Source organism: Sphingomonas lutea, from assembly GCF_014396785.1.
Lineage (GTDB): Bacteria > Pseudomonadota > Alphaproteobacteria > Sphingomonadales > Sphingomonadaceae > Sphingomicrobium > Sphingomicrobium luteum.
On the sequence record NZ_CP060718.1, the window covers coordinates 1,131,924 to 1,150,446 of the forward strand.

General features: G+C 65.3%; 18 protein-coding genes and 2 pseudogenes. 13 read left to right on the plus strand and 7 right to left on the minus strand.

Annotated features, from left to right (window positions below; genetic code table 11):
- Window positions 1–31 precede the first annotated feature (31 nt).
- The gene (locus H9L13_RS05820; protein WP_187539836.1) at window positions 32–961 is read left to right on the plus strand and encodes a CPBP family intramembrane glutamic endopeptidase; all 930 of its coding nucleotides are present in this window, start codon (window positions 32–34) and stop codon (window positions 959–961) included.
- Here H9L13_RS05820 and H9L13_RS05825 read toward each other — a convergent pair.
- The 4 genes from H9L13_RS05825 to H9L13_RS05840 all read right to left on the minus strand — a co-directional run bounded on the left by H9L13_RS05825 (window position 914) and on the right by H9L13_RS05840 (window position 4,566).
- Window positions 914–3,052 (minus strand): primosomal protein N', encoded by a 2,139-nt coding sequence (locus tag H9L13_RS05825; RefSeq protein ID WP_244954828.1) that lies wholly within the window; start codon window positions 3,050–3,052, stop codon window positions 914–916. The genes H9L13_RS05820 and H9L13_RS05825 overlap by 48 nt on opposite strands.
- A gap of 144 nt (window positions 3,053–3,196) precedes the next feature.
- Window positions 3,197–3,976, minus strand: coding sequence for a phosphoribosylaminoimidazolesuccinocarboxamide synthase (gene purC, locus H9L13_RS05830; RefSeq protein ID WP_187539840.1), 780 nt, complete (start codon window positions 3,974–3,976; stop codon window positions 3,197–3,199).
- A 98-nt stretch (window positions 3,977–4,074) separates the two neighbouring features.
- The gene (locus tag H9L13_RS05835) at window positions 4,075–4,248 is read right to left on the minus strand and encodes a hypothetical protein (RefSeq protein ID WP_187539842.1); all 174 of its coding nucleotides are present in this window, start codon (window positions 4,246–4,248) and stop codon (window positions 4,075–4,077) included.
- Between the two features lie 30 nt (window positions 4,249–4,278).
- Window positions 4,279–4,566: a hypothetical protein gene (locus tag H9L13_RS05840; RefSeq protein WP_187539843.1), complete on the minus strand. Its 288-nt coding sequence runs from the start codon at window positions 4,564–4,566 to the stop codon at window positions 4,279–4,281.
- A gap of 57 nt (window positions 4,567–4,623) precedes the next feature.
- Here H9L13_RS05840 and H9L13_RS05845 point away from each other — a divergent pair, with 57 nt between their 5' ends.
- The 5 genes from H9L13_RS05845 to H9L13_RS05865 all read left to right on the plus strand — a co-directional run bounded on the left by H9L13_RS05845 (window position 4,624) and on the right by H9L13_RS05865 (window position 10,768).
- Window positions 4,624–5,583: a LysR substrate-binding domain-containing protein gene (locus tag H9L13_RS05845; RefSeq protein WP_187539845.1), complete on the plus strand. Its 960-nt coding sequence runs from the start codon at window positions 4,624–4,626 to the stop codon at window positions 5,581–5,583.
- 60 nt (window positions 5,584–5,643) lie between these two features.
- The gene (parC, locus tag H9L13_RS05850; RefSeq protein ID WP_187539847.1) at window positions 5,644–7,869 is read left to right on the plus strand and encodes a DNA topoisomerase IV subunit A; all 2,226 of its coding nucleotides are present in this window, start codon (window positions 5,644–5,646) and stop codon (window positions 7,867–7,869) included.
- Between the two features lie 525 nt (window positions 7,870–8,394).
- Window positions 8,395–9,675, plus strand: coding sequence for a putative bifunctional diguanylate cyclase/phosphodiesterase (locus tag H9L13_RS05855; RefSeq protein WP_235091301.1), 1,281 nt, complete (start codon window positions 8,395–8,397; stop codon window positions 9,673–9,675).
- A 96-nt stretch (window positions 9,676–9,771) separates the two neighbouring features.
- Entirely contained in the window at window positions 9,772–10,101 is a 330-nt protein-coding gene (locus H9L13_RS05860) for a hypothetical protein (protein ID WP_187539851.1), read from the plus strand.
- Window positions 10,102–10,162: 61 nt separating this feature from the next.
- A complete protein-coding gene (locus H9L13_RS05865) occupies window positions 10,163–10,768 on the plus strand; it encodes a LuxR C-terminal-related transcriptional regulator (protein WP_187539853.1) in 606 nt (201 codons plus the stop codon).
- 2 nt (window positions 10,769–10,770) lie between these two features.
- Here H9L13_RS05865 and H9L13_RS05870 read toward each other — a convergent pair whose 3' ends face one another.
- From H9L13_RS05870 to H9L13_RS05880, 3 genes and pseudogenes are all read right to left on the minus strand, one after another.
- Window positions 10,771–11,964, minus strand: coding sequence for a CCA tRNA nucleotidyltransferase (locus H9L13_RS05870; protein WP_187539855.1), 1,194 nt, complete (start codon window positions 11,962–11,964; stop codon window positions 10,771–10,773).
- A pseudogene (locus tag H9L13_RS05875) lies at window positions 11,961–12,541 on the minus strand (CoA pyrophosphatase). Before H9L13_RS05875 ends, H9L13_RS05870 begins: the two are co-directional and overlap by 4 nt.
- Entirely contained in the window at window positions 12,538–13,110 is a 573-nt protein-coding gene (locus H9L13_RS05880; RefSeq protein WP_187539857.1) for a DUF1285 domain-containing protein, read from the minus strand. Before H9L13_RS05880 ends, H9L13_RS05875 begins: the two are co-directional and overlap by 4 nt.
- 51 nt (window positions 13,111–13,161) lie before the next feature.
- Between H9L13_RS05880 and H9L13_RS05885 the strand changes: the two genes are divergently transcribed.
- The 7 genes and pseudogenes from H9L13_RS05885 (at window position 13,162) to glmU (ending at window position 18,492) form a co-directional block, all read left to right on the plus strand.
- Window positions 13,162–13,896: an SDR family oxidoreductase gene (locus H9L13_RS05885; protein WP_187539859.1), complete on the plus strand. Its 735-nt coding sequence runs from the start codon at window positions 13,162–13,164 to the stop codon at window positions 13,894–13,896.
- The gene (locus H9L13_RS05890) at window positions 13,896–14,321 is read left to right on the plus strand and encodes a dihydroneopterin aldolase (RefSeq protein WP_187539861.1); all 426 of its coding nucleotides are present in this window, start codon (window positions 13,896–13,898) and stop codon (window positions 14,319–14,321) included. The genes H9L13_RS05885 and H9L13_RS05890 overlap by 1 nt, the downstream gene beginning before the upstream one ends.
- 176 nt (window positions 14,322–14,497) lie before the next feature.
- Window positions 14,498–15,163 (plus strand): energy transducer TonB, encoded by a 666-nt coding sequence (locus H9L13_RS05895; RefSeq protein ID WP_187539863.1) that lies wholly within the window; start codon window positions 14,498–14,500, stop codon window positions 15,161–15,163.
- Window positions 15,164–15,207: 44 nt separating this feature from the next.
- Window positions 15,208–16,026, plus strand: a complete 819-nt coding sequence (locus H9L13_RS05900) for a MotA/TolQ/ExbB proton channel family protein (protein WP_187539865.1) — start codon at window positions 15,208–15,210, stop codon at window positions 16,024–16,026.
- A gap of 69 nt (window positions 16,027–16,095) precedes the next feature.
- On the plus strand, window positions 16,096–16,584 hold the full coding sequence (locus tag H9L13_RS05905; protein ID WP_187539867.1) for an ExbD/TolR family protein: 489 nt from the start codon (window positions 16,096–16,098) through the stop codon (window positions 16,582–16,584).
- A 16-nt stretch (window positions 16,585–16,600) separates the two neighbouring features.
- The gene (locus H9L13_RS05910; protein WP_187539869.1) at window positions 16,601–17,038 is read left to right on the plus strand and encodes an ExbD/TolR family protein; all 438 of its coding nucleotides are present in this window, start codon (window positions 16,601–16,603) and stop codon (window positions 17,036–17,038) included.
- Between the two features lie 99 nt (window positions 17,039–17,137).
- A pseudogene (glmU, locus tag H9L13_RS05915) lies at window positions 17,138–18,492 on the plus strand (bifunctional UDP-N-acetylglucosamine diphosphorylase/glucosamine-1-phosphate N-acetyltransferase GlmU).
- Window positions 18,493–18,523: the final 31 nt, after the last annotated feature.

Sequence of the window (18,523 nt, forward strand, 5' to 3'; positions counted from 1 at the left end):
TCGGCTGAAAACGCCGCTTCGGGGGGACGGCATGCACGACGACAGCGACGAGGACGACTTTCGGCCGAACTGGCACAAGATCGCCGATTTTCCACTTGTCACGCTGCTGATCGCCACGACCTTGTTCGCGCTTGCGCTGGGCGGCGGCATCCTCGCCGGGCGCGCCTTGCCGCCGATGGACCCCTTGCTGTCGCTGGTCATCCAGTCGCTGGTGACGATCACGCTGGCAATGATCGTCTACAAGGTCGTCATCGCGCACATCGGCTTCATCCATAAGGACGAACTGCGGTTCGATGGCGCGTTGCGCGAGACGGGGATCGGGCTGGCTTTCGGCGCGGGCTTGTTCACGCTGATCGTCGCGCTGGCTGCGCTTCTCGACGTCTACAACATCATCGGCATGGGCTCGGCGCGCCAGCTGCCCAACATCCTGCTGGCGACGACGATCGTCCCCGCGGTGATGGAGGAGATGTTCTTCCGCGGCATCCTGTTCCGCTGGGTCGAGGAATTTACTGGAAGCTGGGCGGCGCTGGTGCTGACCTCGGCGCTGTTCGGGCTGGCGCACATCGGCAACGACAATGCGACCTGGTTCTCGTCCTTCGCCATCGCGGTCGAAGCGGGGGTCCTGCTGGGCGGTGCCTACATGCTGACGCGCAGCCTGTGGATGCCGATCGGCCTCCACGCGGCGTGGAATTTTACGCAAGGCTTCATCTTCGACGTGCCCGTGTCCGGCATCGATTCGCAGGGCATCGTCGAAGCCCGCCTGTCGGGTCCAGAACTGCTGTCGGGCGGGCAGTTTGGGCTCGAAGCGTCGATCCTCGCCTTGCTTGTCGCGACCGCGGCGGGTGTTTGGCTGATCCGGCGCGCGATGCTGGAAGATCGGCTAGTCGAACCGTGGTGGGTGCGGCGGCGGCGGTCACAGGAAGCTGTACGGATCGACGTCGACGCTGACGCGGGTCTTTGACCCCCATTCGACGCCCGCCAGCCAGTCGCGGATGACGTCCTGCACGTCGAGGCTCCGCCGCGCATGGACGAGAATCCGTTGGCGATGGCGGCCGCGCAGCATGGCGAGCGGGGCGGGCGCGGGGCCGAATACCACCATCCCGTCCACCTCCGGGGCGGCATGGCCGATGCGGCGGGCGACCGCCTCGGCCTCGCTCGCATCCTCCGCCGAGACGACGATCGCCGCGAGGCGGCCGAAGGGCGGCATTGCCGCATCTTTCCGCGCTTCGGTCTCGGCGGCGTAAAAGCCGGGCGCGTCGCCCGACACCAGCGCGGCGATCACCGGCGCCTCCGGATCGTGCGACTGGATGAGAACGCGCCCCGGCTTGTCGCCGCGCCCGGCCCGGCCCGCGACTTGCTGGATCTGCTGGAAGCTGCGCTCGGCCGCGCGCAGGTCGCCGCCCGCGAGGCCAAGGTCGGCATCGACCACGCCGACCAGGGTCAGATTGGGGAAGTGATAGCCCTTGGTCACCAATTGCGTGCCGATGACGATGTCGATCTCACCCCCGTCCATCGCCGCGACGAATTCGGCGGCGCGCTGTGGCGACCAGATGGTGTCCGAGGTGACGATCGCGGTGCGCGCCTCGGGTAGCAATTCGGCCACCTCGTCGGCGATGCGCTCGACGCCAGGCCCGCAGGCGACCAGACTGTCCTCTTCGCCGCACTCGGGACACGCCTGGGGCGGCGGCATGACATGGCCGCAATGGTGGCAGGCAAGGCGCCGGGTCAGCCGGTGCTCGACCATCCACGCGGTGCAATTGGGGCATTGAAAGCGGTGGCCGCAGTGGCGGCACAAGGTCAGCGGGGCAAAGCCGCGGCGGTTGAGGAACAGCAGGCTCTGCTCGCCCGCGGCGAGATTGGCCTCGAGCTCGCCGACTAGCTCCGGCGCAAGCCAGCGGCCGCGCGGCGGCGGGTCCTGCGTCAGGTCGAGGGCGCGGATGCTGGGCAGCTGCGCGCCGGCGAAGCGCTGCGCCAGCGTAACTTCGCGGTAGCGGCCGATTTCGACCATGTGGCGGCTCTCGATCGCCGGAGTCGCCGACGACAGGATCACCAGAATGTCCTCGAACTTGCCGCGCATCACAGCCGTGTCGCGGGCGTGATATTGGACGCCGTCTTCCTGCTTGAAGGTCGGCTCGTGCGCTTCGTCGACGACGATCAGGCCGAGGTTCCGGTAGGGCAGGAACAAGGCCGAGCGCGCGCCGACGGTGACCTTTGCCTCGCCGCTGGCGATGCCGCGCCAGTTGCGCCGCCGCTCCGACGACCGCAGCCCCGAATGCCACGCGACCGGGGCACAGCCAAAGCGCGCTTCGAAGCGCTTGAGGAACGGCTCGGTCAGCGCGATTTCGGGGAGCAGCACCAGCGCCTGCCGCCCTTGGCGCAGGCATTCCGCAATCGCTTCGAAATAGACCTCGGTCTTGCCGGATCCGGTGACGCCGTCGAGCAAGACGGGGTCGAAACCTTGGCCGATGGCTGCGGAAAGGCTCTGCGCGGCGGCGGCCTGCTCGTCGTTGAGGTCGGGCGCGGCGTAATCGGGGTTCGGGCAGGCGAGCAGCCGGTCGGCATCGACCGCCACAGGTTCGAGCGCACCGGCGTTGACCAGCCCGCGCAGAACGGCATCGCTGACCTGCGCGATGTCGGCGAGTTCGCGGATCGTGCCCTGGCGGCCGTCAAGCGTAGCGAGTGCTCGTTCACGCTGCGGGGTCAGGCGATCCGGGATTTGGCCGGTCGGCCGATATTCCGTGAGCTGGCGCGGGCCGTCGAGCGCGGCGGACGAGGGCAGCACCATCCGCAGTACCGCCGCAAGCGGCGCGAGATAATAATCCGCGGTCCATTCGCACAGCCGCCGCAGCGGCGCGGCGATCGGCCGGACGTCGAGCATGCCGGCCAGAGGACGGAGGCGATTATCCCCGACCTCCTCGCTGGGCAGCCGATCCGCTTCCCATACGACGCCGAGCATTTGACGCGGGCCGAGCGGGGCAACGACCACCGACCCCGGCTCGACATTCATGCCATCAGGTACGCGGTAATCGAGCGGCCCAAGCGCGGCGTTCAAGGTGACGATGCGGGCGCGGGGAGGCTCACAGGCCCTCCCCCTCGATGGGGGAGGGTTGGGCGGGGGTGCGGTTCGAGACAGCCGCGGCCTGTCCGGAGACGTCACCCCACCCCAACCCCTCCCCATCGAGGGGAGGGGCCAGAATCACTTCCCCCGCTTCTTGCGGTGGCTGTCGAGGTCCAGCACCGCAAATTCTTCGTCGGGCTGGAGCAGGCCGAGGCGGCGGGCAACTTCCTGATAGGCTTCCTCGACATCGCCGAGGTCCTGGCGGAAGCGGTCCTTGTCGAGCTTGTGGTTGGTCTTCGTGTCCCACAGGCGGCAGCCATCGGGGCTGATTTCGTCGGCAAGGATGACGCGGGCGTAATCGCCGTCCCACACGCGCCCGAACTCCAGCTTGAAGTCGACCAGGCGGATGCCGATGGCCGCGAACATGCCGCACAGGAAGTCGTTCACGCGGATCGCCATGTCGGCGATGTCGTTCATCTCGTCCTGGCTGGCCCAGCCGAAACAGGCGATATGTTCGTCCGCGATCATCGGGTCGTTAAGCGCATCGTCCTTGTAATAATATTCGATGATCGTGCGCGGCAGCTGGGTGCCTTCCTCGATCCCGAGGCGCTTGGACAGCGAGCCGGCCGCGACGTTGCGGATCACGACCTCGATCGGGATGATCTCGACCTGGCGGATAAGCTGCTCGCGCATGTTGAGGCGGCGAATGAAGTGCGTCGGCACGCCGATCGTCGCCAGCGCCGTGAAGATATGTTCGGAGATGCGGTTGTTGAGGACGCCCTTGCCGGCGATGGTCCCGCGCTTCTGCGCGTTGAACGCCGTCGCATCGTCCTTGAAATATTGCACCAGGGTGCCCGGCTCGGGACCTTCGTAAAGGATTTTGGCCTTGCCTTCATAGATTTGGCGGCGGCGGGACATCTGGGTCGCTTCACTCCAATGGCGGGGAAGCGGCGGCTATAAGCGAGGAGCGCGGTGCGTGCTAGCCCGCGCTCCTCCTCATCTCGGCGATCCGCGGATCAGCCGAGGTGGGCCTTGTTCGCGCTATCCCAGGGCGCGCTCCACTGAACGCGATGAAGCGAGCGGAAGGTGGCGTCGATGCGGCGCGCGATCCGCTTCAGGCCGCGGTCGATGCCGGCGTTCAGCTCCGTCCGTCCGGACTGGTAGCTGCGGTCGAAAATCTCATCCATCATCACTCGGTCCTTTCTTCAGGCAATGCAGGCTCAAAGCGCCAGCGGGAATGCGTCGATCAGGTCGTTGGCGGGCGGGCGAAGCGCCTGCTCGACCAAGGCCAACCGACAGTCGTGGGGGATGGCGCGCCACGGGCGGGCCGAGCGCTCCTCAAGTGCCCGCGACGATTGCGCCTGGGGGCCGTTTTCGCCGAACGCACGCGTATCGAGGCCATAAAGCATGGCGCAGTCCCTTTCCTTGTCGTTGGCCGCCGGCGAGAGGGCTGGGGAGTGGAGGGTTTCGCGCTCCGCCAGCGGCTGATCCTGATGTACGAATGCCACCGTCGTTTCGCCAATCAAACGCTCGACAGAATCGATAAATGAGGCTTATGGAGTCGCATGGTTCGACGACTGCCGCCGCTCGCTGCCATCCGCGCCTTCGAAGCGGCCGCGCGGACCGAGAATTTCACCGCCGCCGCGGCCGAGCTTGGTATGACCCAGGCCGCGGTGTCCTATCAGGTGAAGAGCCTCGAAGAGCGGCTGGGCGCACCTTTGTTCGTGCGCGAGAAGGGGCGCGCGCGACTGACTCCACTGGGGGCGCGCCTGCTGCCGTCGCTGACCGGCGCATTCGACGCGATCGAGGCCGCCTTCGCCAGCCATCGCGAGGAGGATGAGACGCTCCTGACCGTCACCACCACCCACACCTTCGCCAATACCTGGCTGGCGTGGCGGCTGGGCGGCTTCCAGATGGAACACCCCGACCTGGCGGTGCGGATGACAACCAGCAACGACGTCGTCGACCTGCGCGCGGGCGATGCCGATATCGCCATTCGCGCCGGCACCGCCGAGTGGGAAGGGCTCGAACGCCACCGCCTGTTCGAATCGGGCTTTACGCCCGTCGCCAGCCCATGCTGCGTTGCGGAGGCGGAACGGCGCCTCGGCCGTCCGCTCGAGCCGCGCGACATGCCGAGCCAGACGATGATCAGTCCGAGCGATAGCTGGTGGCAGCAATGGTTTACGGACAATGGCGTCGCCGTCGACGACCAAGTCCAGCGCCGGCCCGGCGTCCTGCTCGATAACCAGGCGAACGAAGGCCACGCGGCGATGGGCGGGCAGGGCTTCGCGCTGCTGACGCCCCTGTTGTGGAAGGGCGACATTGCCGCGGGGCGGCTGGTCATGCCTTTCCCAGACCGCGTTTCCGCGCGGGGCTGGGCCTATTGGCTGGTCTATCCCAAGGAGCGGCGCATGGTGCCCAAGGTCAAGCGCTTCCGCGAATGGCTGTTGGCCGAAATGGCCATGGCGCTGGCCGAGGACGATGGCGGCTGGCGCCATGCACATACGGCGGCGGCCGCCGAATAATCCACGGCTTTCCGCAACCGCCCCTTGGAAGCATCGCTGCGGGGTTGCTAGTCAAGCGCCATGCCTGACTCCGATATGTCCTCGGTCATCGAAACGCCGTTCGATGCCGCGCTGTCCGAACGCTACCTTGTCTATGCGCTGTCGACGATCACCGCGCGGTCGCTGCCCGACGTCCGCGACGGGCTGAAGCCGGTCCACCGCCGCATCCTGTGGGGCATGCGGCTGCTCCGGCTCGACCCCGCCGGCGCATACAAGAAATCGGCGCGCGTGGTCGGCGACGTCATCGGCAAATATCACCCGCACGGCGACCAATCGGTCTATGATGCGATGGTCCGCCTCGCGCAGGATTTCGCGCTCCGCTACCCGCTCGTCGACGGGCAGGGCAATTTCGGCAACATCGACGGCGATAACGCCGCCGCCTACCGCTACACCGAAGCGCGACTGACGGCGGTGGCGATGCAGCTCATGGCCGGGCTCGACGAGGGCTCGGTCGACTACAAGCCGACCTATAATGGCGAAGAGGAAGAGCCCGAGGTTTTCCCGGGCCTGTTCCCCAACCTCTTGGCGAACGGCGCGAGCGGCATTGCGGTGGGCATGGCGACCAGCATCCCGCCGCACAACCTGACCGAGCTGGTCGATGCCGCGGTGCATCTGATCGACAACCCCAAGGCCGACGACCGCGAACTGCTGCAGTGGGTCAAGGGCCCGGACTTCCCGACCGGCGGAATCCTGGTCGACGACGAGGACGTCATTGCCCGCGCTTATGTCAGTGGACGCGGCGCGTTCCGCCTACGCGCGCGGATCAGTGTCGAGCGCGAAAAAGGCGGCGGCTGGCACCTGCTGGTCAGCGAGATCCCTTATGGCGTGCAAAAGGCCAAGCTCATCGAGCAGATCGCGGCGCTGATCGGCGACAAGAAGCTGCCGATCCTGGCCGACGTCAAGGACGAGAGCGACGAGCAGATCCGGCTGATCCTTGAGCCACGCGCGCGCACGGTCGATCCCGATCTGCTGATCGACAGCTTGCTGCGCCTGACCGACCTCGAAATCCGCTTCCCGCTCAACCTCAACGTGCTCGACGCCACGCGCACGCCGGGCGTGATGAGCCTGAAGGAGGCGTTGCTTGCCTGGCTGTCGTTTCAGATCGAGGTGCTGGTGCGCCGCAGCCAGGTGCGGATCGGCAAGATCGACGAGCGCGTCGAGCTGCTCGACGGCTATTTGATCGCCTTCCTCAACCTCGACCGGGTGATTGCGATCATCCGTAGCGAGGACGAGCCCAAGCCGGTGCTGATTGCCGAATTCGCGCTCAGTGACACGCAGGCCGAAGCAATCCTCAACATGCGCCTGCGCCGGTTGCGCAAGCTCGAGGAAATGGAAATCGGACGCGAGCGAACGGCGCTGGCCAAGGAGCGCGAGGACCTCGCCAAGCTGATCGAAAGCCCGGCGCGCCAGCGCACGCGGCTCAAGCGCGATCTTGCCACGCTGATCGAAAAGTTCGGCGATGCGCGGCGCACCAGCATCGAAGTCGCGGCGGCGACGCGCGAGATCGACTGGTCGGCGATGATCGAAAAGGAGCCGATCACCGTCATCCTGTCGCAGCGCGGCTGGATCCGGGCGATGAAGGGGCATTTGGCGCTCGACCAGGTCGGGGACCTCAAATGGCGCGAGGGCGATGGTCCATTCATTCACTTCCACGCCCAGACGACCGATCGGCTGGCGCTGTTTGCGTCCAACGGCCGGGTTTACACGCTGGCCGGCGACAAGCTGCCGAGCGCGCGCGGGTTCGGCGAGCCGGTGCGCTTGTTCATCGACCTCGATGCCGAGGTGGAGATCGTCCAGCTGTTGAAGCTTGCGCCGGACAGCCGCTTGCTGCTTGCGTCGAGCGACGGCAAGGGCTTCGTCGCCACGGGCGAGGCGACGCTGGCCGAAACGCGCAAGGGCAAGCAGCTGGTCAATCTGCGGCCAGGAGCGAGCGTCGCGGTGGTGCGCCCGATCCCGGACGCCGCCGATACCGTCGGGGTGATCGGCGAAAATCGCAAGATGCTGGTCTTCCCATTGTCCGAATTGCCCGAACTGGCGCGCGGGCAGGGGGTGACTCTGCAGCGCTATCGCGATGGCGGGTTGTCGGATGCCGTTGCCTTCGCACTCGCGGACGGGTTGAGCTGGCCCTTGGGCGGCGAAAGCGGACGGGTGCGGACCGAAACGGATTTGAGCCCGTGGCGCGCGGCGCGCGGGGCCGCTGGGCGGATGCCGCCGATCGGCTTTCCGCGGAGCAATCGCTTTTCGTAAGCGCGCAGCCGGTTAACGGCCCCGTCGAGAGGAGAAAATTAACCGGTCTTTCGGATAAAGCGCGCCATGCAGGTTGCATATTCACGTGCCGAAGAGCGCGCCGGCGCGCGCGTCGATGTGCAGCCAATCCTTGTCGCCCCATCCCACGGCGACGATCATTGCCTGCTTGATGCGCTTCCGCTCGCAGCCGGCATCTTCTGCATGAAGTCGGGCAAGCTTTGGGTTCAGGCGCTCAATAAGCAATTCTTCGACCTGGCCTACTGCCACGGCTGTCCCGAGAAATTCTCCGAACTCTTTCATCATTATTCCGATGGCCTCGGCGGTGATTTCATTCGTTCGTTCCTTGCTGATCCAGCGAACGCGGTGGATGAGCTTGAGCTGACCGAGGGAACTGGCTTGAACCGCCGGTTCCTCAAACTGAAGATTGCTGCCCTGACGCCGGCGGCGGACAGAACGCCGCGTTGCCTGTTGAGCGTGGTCGATCGCACGATCGAAATTCAGGCCGAAAACAACCTTCGCGCCGAGATGCTGCGCGACAGCCTGACCGGCCTTCCCAACCGTCTGGCCTTCACCGAGGCCGTCGAGAAGGCCGGGGAAACTCTTAGCCGCGATCTCGGACATGCCGTGCTGGTGGTCGATATGCTGCGGTTCAGCCGCATCAACGAAAGCATGGGCGGAATTGCCGGCGATGAGTTGCTCATCACCTTCGCGCGAAGGCTCGTCCTCGCGCTGCGCGCCGGGGACATCCTTGCCCGTACAGGCGGGAACGAATTCGGCATCCTGGTTTCCTTGCGGAGGGGAATTGGCGACGCGCTGAAGGCGGCCGAACGCATTCACAAGGTCATGGCCGCCCCATTCAAAATCTCCGAGCTGGAAATCCGCGTTGAATGCGCGATCGGCCTGGCGATGATGCACGCGGGGCAGGACCCCGAAGAGCTATTTCGTAACGCGCAATTCGCAGTCAAGCAGGCCAAGGGCGCGGGCAAGCCGCAGGTTTATGAGCCGCAGCAGGCGACGGAAGCGCGGCGCCGCTTTTCAATCGAGACCGAGCTTCGCCGCGCGATCGAGAAGGAAGAGCTGAAGCTGTTCTATCAGCCGCTGATCAACCTCAAATCCGGCGAGGTTGCAGGTTTCGAGGCGCTGGCGCGGTGGGAGCATGAGGATCGCGGCGAGATCAGCCCGTCGGAGTTCATCCCCGTCGCAGAAGAAAGCGGCCTCATCCTTCACCTCGGCCGCTGGGCGATGGACAAGGCGGCGCACACCCTGGCGGATTGGGACCGTAAGGCAGGCAAGCCACTGCCGCTTTACGTCGGGGTAAACCTATCCGCGATCCAGGTCGCCAGGGACGATGTTGCAGCCCTCGTTTCGAGCGCCCTCAAGTCCAGCGGGCTCGCCGGCAAACGGATCACGGTCGAGTTGACCGAAAGCTCGATCGTCCAGGATCCAGCCCGCGCGACGCGGGTGTTCGAAGCCCTGAAAGCGCTCGATGCGACCGTCGCAATGGACGATTTCGGTACCGGCTACTCCAGCCTGGCCTATCTCCAGCGGCTGCCGATCGACGTGCTGAAGATCGACCGCAGCTTCGTCACCGGCATGATGGTCGATCCGGACAGCGTTGCCATCGTTCGCGCGGTGCTTGGCCTTGCCGAGGCGCTTGGCATGTCGACGACGGCGGAAGGGGTCGAAACGGTCGAGCTTGCGACCACCCTCGCGGCACTTGGCTGCGCGTCGGGCCAGGGTTTCCATTTTGCAAGGCCGCTCGAGGCCGAAGCTGCGTTTGCCTATGCCGAATCCCGGCGTCAGTGATGCAAAAATGTCCCGCTGCGGACCAAGAATTCCGGTGCCGGAACCCGCTCTGAATCCCGGAAGTTGAGCCCCTGAAACAGGGGAGAATGTCCGGCTATGACGCGATGGCGGGCGACACTCAGCATCTTGGCCGTCATTGCGGTCCCGGGCGCCGGCCAAGCGCAAAGTTTCGAACGTCACGCCGCATCGGATGCAGGCTCGAGCCGCCCCAAGCTCGATTTTCGACTGGTCGAAGAACCGCGCTATTCGAGCCGGCCGATCCACAATAGCGGAATGATCGCGCAGACTTCGGTCGCACCCAACGCGGCGATCGGCATCGGCTTGTTCAAGAGCAGCCAGCGCAAGCTGGATGCGGGGGAGTGGCGGGTGGACGGCCGTGCGAGCGGATCGCGCAAGGCCGCGGTTCGTTTCTCGCTCAAGTTCTGACCTGCGGCACGGCTTAATCTGGGAGATTGGGCGAACGCCGCTTGTGTGCGACTAATGGGTGATGCCCGAGTCCTCGAGTGACGTGCTGAAATCGATCATGGCTAGCCCGCTAGCCATGGTGCTGACCAACCCGCGCAAGCCCGACAATCCGATCGAAGTCGCCAATCGCGCGTTCCTCGACCTGACGGGTTATGCCGCGTCCGAAGTCGTCGGGCGCAACTGCCGCTTCCTTGCCGGCGAGAAGACCGAGCCGTGGATCAGCGCGCAGATCCGCAACGCGGTGGGAAATCAACGCCCGGTGTTGGTCGACATTCTCAACTACCGCCGCGACGGATCGCCCTTTCGAAACGGGGTCATGGTCGCGCCGCTGTTCGGCGAGGACGGGACGCTAAGTTACTTCCTGGGTTCGCAAGTCGATTTGGGGATGGACGAGCCGATGGCGCTGTCGGCGCTTCACGCGCGCGCGGCCGAGCGCGTCAAGGCGCTTCCGCCACGCCAGCGGCAGGTCCTGAAGGGCATGGCGTCCGGCCTCCTCAACAAGCAGATCGCCTATCAGCTTGGGATCGCCGAAAAGACCGTGAAGATGCACCGCGCAATGATGCTCGATCGCCTTGGCGTCGGAACCAGTGCCGAGGCGGTACGGATCGCAGTCGAAGCTGGGATCTGACTTTAAGGCTTGGACAGCGCCGCAGCGACTTCCGAATCGACGATTTCCGCGAACAGCGCGCCGGTCGGGAATCCGGCCTCGATCCACCGTTCCTCAATCTGCTTCAGCGTCGTCGCCACCAGCGGACCTTCGCGAAGGCCGCGCGCGATCAACGCGCCTCCGCTGGTCGGCAGCCGCGGCGCCTTCCAGCCGGCCAGCGACGCTGCTGCGGCACTATCGCCTGCAAGCAGCAACCGGTCGATCGCGCAATCGCTGCCCACTCGGTACGCCAGCACGCGCGGCGCGGAGCCGAGGTCGCGCTCGGCGGCGCAAACGAGGCGCTTTCGCGCCTTGTTGGACAGTCGCAGCCGGCCGCCGATCTTGTCGGCCAAGCCAGGATCGCGCGGCAGCAACGCCGCGAGCCGGCGAAGCGCATCGGGTACGACCGCAGCCGATTGCTCGGCCGCGATCAGCGCCCGCAGATCGGCAATGCGCGCGGGGTCGATCTCGGGCAGCACCGGGCGCAGGATCGCGCGGTCGAGCATGATTGCAAGCGTTGGCGCGGGATTGGGCAATCCCAGCAATTTCATGAGTTCGTCGGCGATCCGTTCCCGTGACAGCGCCATCAGATCGTTGGCGCGCGCGGTGCAGGCGTCGAGCGCGGGGCCGTCGGGCTCGGTCGCGCCAAAGCGGGCATGGAAGCGAAAGAAGCGCAGGATTCGCAAATGATCCTCGGCAATGCGCTGCAAGGGATCGCCGATGAAGCGGATGCGGCGCGCCTTGAGATCGTCGAGCCCACCGAAATAATCGTGGATCTGGCCCGTCAGCGGATCGGCCGAGAGCGCGTTGATGGTGAAGTCGCGCCGCGCCGCGTCCTCCTTCCAATCGTCGGTGAAGGCGACCGTCGCGCGGCGGCCGTCGGTGGAAACGTCGCGGCGCAGCGTGGTGATCTCGACCGGGTGCCCGTCGCTGACGGCGGTAACGGTGCCGTGGGCGATGCCGGTCGGCACGGCCTTGATGCGCGCCGCCTCGAGCCGGGCCACGACCTCCTCGGGCTTTAGGCGCGTGGCGAGATCGACATCGCTGACCGGCAGGCCGAGCAGGTCGTCCCGCACCGCGCCGCCAACGAAGCGCGTCAGCCCCTCATCGGCCCCGAGCGCGTCGAACAGGCGCTGCATGCCGCGGCGCTTGCGCCATTTGGCGGCGTCGAGCGTCATGAGGCGTGGAGCCGCCGCGCAAGGTTGATGGTCATTGCAGCCGTCGCCCCCAGATCCTGCGGCCGTTCCAGTCGATTTCGTAATAGTGGCGCTCCTGGCCTTGGAACAAGGCGCTGCGCCGCTGGTGGTTCGCGGGATCGAGCAGGAAGGCGAGCGGCGCTTCGAACCAGTCGGCGACCTCGGCCTCTTGCGCTTGCAGCGGAAGGTCCGGCGCCATGACTCCGATGACGGGCGTCACGGCATATCCGGTAACGGTGCGGTACGGCGCAAGATCGCCGATGACGTCGACGCGCGCCGGGTCGAGCGCAAGCTCCTCCTCGGCTTCGCGCAATGCTGCCTCGATGGCGGATTCGCCGGGGTCTATCCGTCCGCCGGGAAAGGCGATCTGCCCGGCATGCGTGCGCATGTGGTCGCGGCGGACGGTGAGGATGACGCCTGGGTCGCTGCGGTCGGTGACGGCGATGAGGACGGCGGCGGGGATGGCGGGTTCGAACCGTTCGCCGGGAAGATCGCTTTCCAGCAGGCGATTGGCGCCCGGAGCGGCGAGCGCCCGGCGAAGCTGGTCGTGGATGTTCATGCGCCGGGCATCAGCGTGAAGAAGGTCCCGTCGCTCCAGACTCCGGGCGGATCATTGCCTTCGGCCAGGGCGATTTCGGCCAGCTCGTAGTAGATCGCGCGGCTCAACTCGGCCTCGAGCCCGTGGCGCACGAGCACGCGCGGGGAGGGGCCGCCAGCCCCGTCCTCCGCAATCCGCAGCGGATGATCCGCGCCCAGGATGAGCGCGTCGCCACTGTCCAGGGTCAGGCCGATCTTGCGGTCGCGGCGCGTTCCCTCGCTCTGCATCTCGACCGCACGAAATGCCGTCGCCTCGACCTCGACGGTCAGCTTCTCCACGGGGGTGACGAGCACGTGTGACCCATCCGGCTCGCGCCGAAGGATGGTCGAAAACAAGCGCACCATTGCCGAACGGCTGATGGGCGCGCCGTCGTGATACCAGGTGCCGTCGCGCGCTATGCGCATCCGGGAATCGCCGCAGTGCGTCGGATTCCACCTGTCGACCGGCGGCAGGCGACGCATGTCGATCGCCGCTTGCAGCTCGGCCAGGCTGATTCCCTGCAGTTCGATCGGTGGTTGGCGCTCAGGCATTGGGGCGTCCTTGGATTGCTTCGCGCTGCGGCTCAAGGCAGGAGCCTCCCGATGCAACCCGAACAAGACCGTACGGCAATCGTCACCGGCGCCGCGAAAAGAGTCGGCGCGGAGATTGCCGGGGCTCTCCAGGCCGACGGCTGGACGGTGATCGCGCACGTCCGCGATCCAGGCGACACCGTGCCGGCGGGCATGCACAAGGTCGTCGCGGATCTAAGCCAGCCCGATTGCGCAGAGAGAATCTTCGCTGCGGCAGCGGGGCTTCCGACGGTTCGGCTGCTGGTCAACAATGCCGCGCGTTTCGCCGAGGATTCGATCGGCGCATTCAACCCGACCGAATTTGATGCGCACATGGCAGTCAACGCGCGCGCCCCGGCCTTGCTCATCGATCGGCTGGCGCGAGCGCACGACGGCGGCGACGCCCTTGTCGTAAACATTCTCGACTCCAAGCTGCTTGCGCCTAACCCCGATTTCGCAAGTTATACCGTGTCGAAGCAGGCGCTTGCAGGACTGACCGGGATCGCCGCGCGCGCATTGGCGGGGCGCGGCATCCGGGTGAACGGCATCGCTCCGGCGCTAATGCTGCGTTCCAGCGGCCAGTCGGCGGAAAATTTTGCGGAAATGCACCGCCGCAACCCGCTTCGCCGCGGCGTCGAGCCGAAGGATGTCGTCGACGCACTGCGCTATTTTATCGATTCCCGCTGCGTCACCGGCCAGACGATTACCATCGATTCGGGCCAGCATTTCCTGAACCTCGAGCGCGACGTGCAATTCCTGGAGACGTGATGGCTGACGACGACGCTCGCTTGTCCGGGATGGTGCCCGACCATCTCCAAGTCCGCTCGGCGCGGATCATTCTCGATTCGCTCGCTCTCGACGCCGATATCGGCTTTCACGATTTCGAGATTGGAAATCCGCAGCGCCTTCTCGCGACGGTGGAGATCTGGCTCGACGACGCGACGGCGCCTGCCAATGACGATCCCGCCGGCGCATGGGACTATGATTTCGTTCGCTCGCAAGTGCGCGAAATCGCGATGTTGCGACGGTACAATCTGCAGGAAACGCTCGCCCATGCCATCTTCGATCGGCTTGCAGCCCTGCATGGCATCCGGGATTTGCGGGTTCGTTTGTCTAAGCCGGATATCTATTCCGATGCGCGAGGGGTCGGCGTTGAGATTGCATCGTTTCACGCAGCTTGGCCGAACCGCTAGCAGCCTTCCGCCTGTGGAACAAAATTCGTTGCACGGCCTTTGAGCGAGGGATAAGGAAGCGCGCTTGTGGCCGATGATATGTTGATACATCGGTAGCAGGAATCACGAGACGGGGCGTCTGGGTCGCCCGGTCTGCGCCGTGGCCCCCACGGCTCGTCGAGGAGAATTGCGGGTTAATGTCTTACGCCCAACGCAAAGAGATCAGCGGCAACCGGACCCTGGCGATCATCCTGGTTCTCGTCCTTCAGGGCGCGCTTGGATATGCGATCGTTACCGGCCTTGCGTATAATGTCGTCAAGCAGGCCGTCGAAGATTTGAAGACCTTCGATGTGGAGGAAGAGCCGCCGCCACCCGAGGAACCGCCGCCACCGCCGGAAGACATGCCGGATGTTCCGCCTCCGCCGGTGACACCGCCGCCGTTGGTTCGGATGCAGGCGCCGGAACCGCCGATCGCCGTTGTGGAGACCCCGGCGCCGCCGCCCGTCATCCCGCCGGTCGTTCAGCGTCCGCCGCCTCCGCCGCCTCCGCCGCCGCCGCCGCGCAAGGTTGAATCAGCGCGTTCGCGCGGTAGCTTGGTGGGCCTTTTCAGTGCGGATGATTATCCGTCGTCGGCCGCTTCGGCGGGTGCAGAAGGTACGGTCCGCGCGTCGATTTCGGTCGGTCCCGATGGGCGGGTGACCGGTTGCAACGTCACGCAATCCAGCGGCAACAGCGCGCTTGATGCCGCGACGTGCAACATCATCCGCCGTCGAGCCAAGTTCACGCCGGCTCGTGACAGCAACGGCCAGCCCACTTCGGACACTGTTACGTCGCCGCCGATTACCTGGCGGTTAGAAGGTTAAAGCCACTTCATTCGGTTCAGGACTTCAAAAAGGAAAGCACAGTTATGCAAGCTCATGGCGGAGAAAACCCATACGGCCTGATCCCGGCACTTCAGCAGGGCGGTATCATCGCGTGGTCGGTGTTCGTCATCCTCGTCGGAATGTCGGTCATCTCCTTCTACATTCTCTTCACCAAGCTGATGCAGCAGCAGAAGATCATCAATCAGGGTCGGAAGGTCCGCTCCAGTTTCTGGAACTCGCCGAACCTTCGTGAAGCGGCGACCAAGCTCGAGGCGAAGAGCGCCTATCGCGCCATCGTGGATGACGCGCTCGTCGCGCAGGAACAGCACGGCAAGCTGACCGACCCGATCGACCAGCATGACTGGATGACCAATAGCCTGGCACGCAGCCAGGGCGCGATCGGCGCCCGGCTCGGCGAAGGTCTTGCCTTCCTTGCCACCGTCGGTTCGACGGCGCCGTTCATCGGCCTGTTCGGTACCGTCGTCGGCATCTACCGCGCGTTGATCAAGATCGGCTCGGCCGGTCAGGCGTCGATCGACGCCGTCGCCGGTCCGGTCGGTGAAGCTCTCATCATGACCGCGCTCGGCCTGGTCGTCGCGGTTCCGGCGGTGTTGGCCTACAACTGGCTGATCCGTCGCAACAAGTCGATCATGGAAGATCTGGCGGCGTTCACGAACGACCTTCACGGCTATCTGATGTCGAACGGTGCGGTGAAGCCGAACCTCGGCGGGACCACCGGTCCGGCGGTGCGCAACACGGCGCAGACCCGCACGGGTGCAGCGCCGACGCAGCCGGGCAGCGAGCCGGTTCGCCCCGGCCTGACGCCGACGGGTGCCCAGGCGACGCCGACGACCGCGAAGTAATCATCGAACCCGGGCCGGCGTTCGTGCCGGCCCGGTGTCGAGCCTGACGCAAGCGAAAGATTTGTCCCCATGGGAATGAGTGTAGGCCCCGCAGACGGTGACGACGACGTCGCCATCTCCGACATCAACGTCATCCCGCTCGCCGATACCATGTTGGTGATGCTGATCATCTTCCTGGTCACCGTTCCGGTCATCATCCAGACGGTGCCGGTGAAGCTGCCCAACGTGCGCTTCGAAGCGACCACGACCAAGCCGGAAAACGTCTCACTGACGGTCCGAAACGGGCCGGGCGGGTCCTGCGAGGTGTATTGGAACATGACCAAGGTCTCGCAGAAAGAGCTGCTCGACCGTGCGGTGAACAAGCTCGAGACGCTGGTCAAAGATGTTGGCGGCGTCGAGAACGTCACAGAAGAGAACATGCCCGAAGCGCACATCCGCGGCGACGTCGATACGCGGTACAAGTGCATCGGCGCGGCGATCATCACGATGCAGCAGGCGGGCTTCCAGCGCGTCGGCTTCATTTCCGAGCCCCCGCCGTTGGCCGGTGTGCGGTCTTAAGTAGGAGTATCTCGCCATGGCTATGCAAATGACGGGTGACAACACCCAGGGCGAGCCGATGATGGACATGAACGTCGTCCCTCTCATCGACGTGCTCCTTGTGCTTCTCATCATGTTCATCATCACCATTCCCGTGCAGTCGCACGCGGTGAAGCTGGATCTTCCGGTCAACGACCCCAACCAGGTGCAGCCGCCGCCGATCGACCCGGTCAAGAACAAGGTCGTCGTGAGTGCGGCTGGCCAGGTGCTGTGGAACGGTTCGCCGGTGAACCTTCAGCAGCTGCGCAGCTACCTTGACGTGACGCAGCAGATGAATCCGATCCCGGAGCTTCACATGCAGCCCGACGCTACGGCGCGCTACGAACTTGTCGACCAGGTTCTTGCCGTGACGAAGCAGGCCCGGGTTCAGAAGATGGGCTTCGTCGGCAACGAATATTATACGAACGTCTTCTAGAACGTTTGGTATTGATCCGAAGGAGGGCGGTCCTGCTTGGGCCGCCCTTTTTCATGCGAGGCTGGCGCAGGGACGGACCCCATGCCATTGCGAGAAAACATGACCGCTTCACGGAATTTCGCCGTCGTCATCCTGGCCGCGGGCAGGGCACGCGCATGCGATCCGATACGCATAAGGTTCTGCACCCGATTGCCAGCCGGCCCTTGCTGCTGCACCTGCTCGACCGCGTCGACGGTTTGGGTGCGGACAGGAAGATTGTCGTCGTCGGGAAGGGGCGCGAGCAGGTCGAAGCGGCGATCGCCGGCCACGGGGCGGAGATTGCCGTGCAAGCCGAGCAGCGAGGCACAGGCCACGCGGTTCAACAGGCGGCCAGTGCCCTTAAGGCTTACGAGGGTCCCGTCGTCATCCTTTATGGCGACACGCCGTTCGTGAAGGCGCAAACGCTGACGCGGATGCTCGATCGCCTCGACCAGGATGACCGGCCAGGTGTCGTCGTCCTGGCGTCGACTCCGCCCGATCCCCTGAAATACGGCCGGATCATCCTCGGCGCAGGGGATCGCATCGCGAAGATGGTCGAGTTCAAGGATGCCAGCGAAGCCGAACGTGCGGTCCGCTTGTGCAATTCGGGCATGATGGCGGTACGCGGCGCGGACCTCTTCCGGTGGCTTGACCAAGTGGGGAACGACAATGCCGCGGGCGAATATTATCTGCCCGACATCGTCAATATCGCGGGGGACGAGGGGCACGCCGCCGTGGTCATCGAAGGCGATCCCTATGAGACCGCTGGCGTAAACAGCCGCGCCGAGCTCGCCCATCTCGAGCTCGAATGGCAGCGCCGCCGCCGCGAGCAGGTGCTCGAGGAAGGCGCGACACTGATCGATCCCGAAAGCGTCTGGTTTGCTTATGACACCAAGCTCGGCCGCGACGTGACGGTTGAACCGCATGTCGTATTCGGGCCGGGCGTGAAGGTTGCCGACGGCGCGACGATCCACGCCTTCAGCCATATCGACGGCGCGTCGATCGGCGCGGGCGCAAGCATTGGCCCGTTCGCCCGGATCCGCCCTGGAACGCGCCTCGCCGCGCGCACCAAGGTCGGCAATTTCGTCGAGCTTAAGAAGGCCAGCGTGGGCGAAGGCGCCAAGGTCAATCATTTGTCTTACGTCGGCGACGCCGAAGTGGGCGCAAAGGCCAACATCGGCGCGGGCACGATCACCTGCAATTACGACGGCTTCGGCAAGCACCGCACCGTGATCGGCGCGGGCGCCTTCATCGGCTCCAACACTGCGCTGGTGGCGCCGGTCAACGTCGGCGACGGCGCGATCGTCGGGGCGGGATCGGTGATCACCGAAGATGTTGCCGCAGACAGCCTGGCGGTCGAACGCGCCGAACAGCGCGGCGTCGCCGGCTGGGCGAAGCGTTTTCGGGAGCGAATGACACGAAAGGCCACGCAATAGCTTGACGCGATATCATGATATGATATCGGTA